Genomic DNA, 2,837 nt, shown 5'->3' with positions numbered 1-2,837 from the left:
CGGGGCGACGGCTTTCACCGCGCAGACGGCGTTGATCGATCCCACCACCGGGGTTTCCTATTGGAACGAGATCATGGTGTGGAACGATGCCAATGCCAACGGCGTCAGCGAATGGAAAATGAGGCACTTCAAACGCGCAGCCTGAGAAAAGCGGGTGCTGCCACAAAAATTTCATCTCAAGGTTGTGCGGTTTCAGTGGTTCCAAAAACGTCTATAGGAAGAGAAGCCGCAGACGATCCCGGTGGGGGCTGTGGCTTCAAAGGGTCGGTTGGGGCATCGAGACATTGGCGTCGTCCACCACAGCGAACATCCGCGTCATCAGACGAATTCATCTTGCGCAAGGGGAATGGGGAATTGCCGTCAGTGATTGAGAAGGATCGGTTCGACAGCCAAAGCGCGGATCGGAGGAAGTCGACTCTGCTCATGTTTATCCTGTTGATCGCCGTTTTGATATTTGCCCCTGGTGGGGAGGCCGTCGCGGATCCAGAAGCGAAAACCGTCATGCCAGCAGGACAGACGTTCCGCGATTGCCCTGATTGCCCCGAAATGGTGGTCATTCCCGCGGGGAGCATCGCGATCGGGTCGTCGGACGCAGACACCGAGAGGGATCTCGAATCCATGCCGCAAGACGAGACCGCAATCGATAAACAGTCTCTCGTGATGGAGCATCCGCAACATTCGGTAACCATCGGTCGATCGTTCGCTTTGGCGAAGTTCCTCGTGACGCGAGGTGAGTTTGCAGCCTTCGTTCGGGAGACTGGCTATTCAATCAATAGCAAATGCACGGTCTTGGTTGATCACAGATATCAAGAGCGGGCGGAAGCGGGATGGCAAAATTCCGGCTTTTCTCAGACAGATCGCGATCCTGTGGTCTGCATAAGTTGGCAGGATGCGAAAGCTTACGTTGCTTGGTTGAACGGCAAACTGCGTGACCGATCGTTGATGGCGGGTAACGGTTCGTATCGCCTGCCGAGCGAAGCCGAATGGGAATATGCGGCGCGTGCGGGGACGCAAACGGCTCGCTGGTGGGGCGATTCTATCGGTTCGGGTAACGCCAATTGCGATGGTTGTGGCAGCCGCTGGGACAGAAAACAAACATCACCGGTCGATAGCTTTCGCGCAAATCCTTTCGGACTCCACGACATGCTGGGAAATGCATGGGAATGGATGGAAGACTGCTGGAATGAGAGTTACGCGGGGGCGCCGGCAGATGGCAGCGCATGGATGGCTGGAAACTGCGAACGGCGTGTGATGCGTGGTGGTGGATTTGCTAATCGGCCCTGGGTTCTGCGATCAGCCCATCGTTCCAAGTTCGCCCCTAATAGATCAAGTAATTACATAGGACTTCGTGTCGCCAAAATGCTTCCGTGAAATGGAACGTTTGGGGATGTGGAAATATCGATAATCGCACTTTGAATGGAGGGTGTCATGGGTGCTACTGATGTGAACACTTTTATCGGTGCATACCATGCCTTTGTCGATGCATTGCGCGGTTGGGATCGTAACGATCAAAATTCGCAGGTTGCGTTGGAGGCTGCTGCAACCGCGCTCGCTGCCGCCGTGCCACCTTTAATAAGTGAGAATAGTAAAATTGCGGCGGCGGCGGGTTCCATTGGTGTTGGAGCCTCGCTCGTATCCCTGAAATCTGATTTGAAATCTTACGATGATGCTGTGGACCTTAATGACAGTCGGGCGCAAAATTCGGCTCTTCTAGGAATTATATCCGATGTCTCAGGCGCCACTGCGGGTACCGCAGTTCTCTTTACGCAGGCGCAGCCTGAACTGGCTCCTGAGTTGGCTGTTGTTGCGGCCGGTGCGCAAACCATTAGTACGGGCGCGTCCGTCGCCAAGCTCGCGTATGATGTCGGTGGGGATATCCAGAATTATCTCAATGAGCTTGGTAAAGCTTTTAGCGATGGCATTATTCAGGAATTCAACGACTTTCAAAATTTTCAGGGCGCGTATAATGCATTGTCCGGTTGTTGCATAAGTGCCGCAAATGCTGCGGAATCTGGTGCCACGGTTAATCTGTATTCCAATAATGGTGTCTTTTTTTCGTCCATGACAAGCGCGGCGAATGGGACGCAAAATGAAACAATATCGGTAACCGCCGTAAAAATAGCCGCAAACGGCAGCACCTCGTCTTCGGTCACGACGGCTGCGGAACAATCCAACAACATCTGGCAAGTCACCCTTTCCAACGGCACAGCCCTAAGCATCACCGGATCGCAGAACTTCGCCAATGGCGCTGCCAACCTCAGTCTCGGCGGCAGCTTCTATTTCCAGGACGGGGCCGGCAACGCCTATGCCCTCGATCCCAGCCAATCGGCGAACGGGACCTACCAGATCACCGCCCTGTCGACCGGCGCGACAATCAACCTGACGGCCGATGCCACCCGGCATATGGACCTCAGCGGGACCGGCCTGACCATCGATTACGGCAATGGCGGGCAGTTCCATTGGATAGCCGATGCCCAGGGCGCCACCGGCGACTATTACAACAATGGCGTTCTGGTCGGCACGGTGCGGGGCGCCCAGACCCTGCTCAACGCCGATAGCTTTGGCGCCACCACGGCCACGAGCGTCGGTGGCTTGGGCGATCTGCAACAGATCAACGGCGACGGCAGTCTGGGGAGCCAGACGCCGTTTTTTATGGGCAGCGAAAGCTACGGCCCGCCGGCGTCGAGCGATGCCGCCAGCTTGGAGGCCACGCTCACCGCCGCCGTCCCCACCGACGCTCCGGTGAGCGTCCCCACTTTCAGCAAGACCGCCCTCGGGGTCACGGTGACCGACCTGGCGACGGCGGCGCAGACCGCGGCCGGATCGGGCGGCGACGG

Annotated in this window: 2 protein-coding genes; both read left to right on the top strand. The window is 56.7% G+C overall.

Annotated elements, in window-relative coordinates:
- The first annotated feature begins 363 nt into the window (after positions 1–363).
- Positions 364–1,371: a formylglycine-generating enzyme family protein gene (locus CWS72_RS27220; RefSeq protein ID WP_158240848.1), complete on the top strand. Its 1,008-nt coding sequence runs from the start codon at positions 364–366 to the stop codon at positions 1,369–1,371.
- 57 nt (positions 1,372–1,428) lie between these two features.
- The coding region (locus CWS72_RS27615) for a hypothetical protein (protein ID WP_146002917.1) at positions 1,429–2,837 on the top strand (1,409 nt) is incomplete at its 3' end.

This window comes from Telmatospirillum siberiense, assembly GCF_002845745.1.
Classification (GTDB): Bacteria; Pseudomonadota; Alphaproteobacteria; order Rhodospirillales; family Magnetospirillaceae; genus Telmatospirillum; species Telmatospirillum siberiense.
Note: the sequence above shows the minus strand (reverse complement) of the source record. Positions and strands in the feature narration are given on the sequence as shown.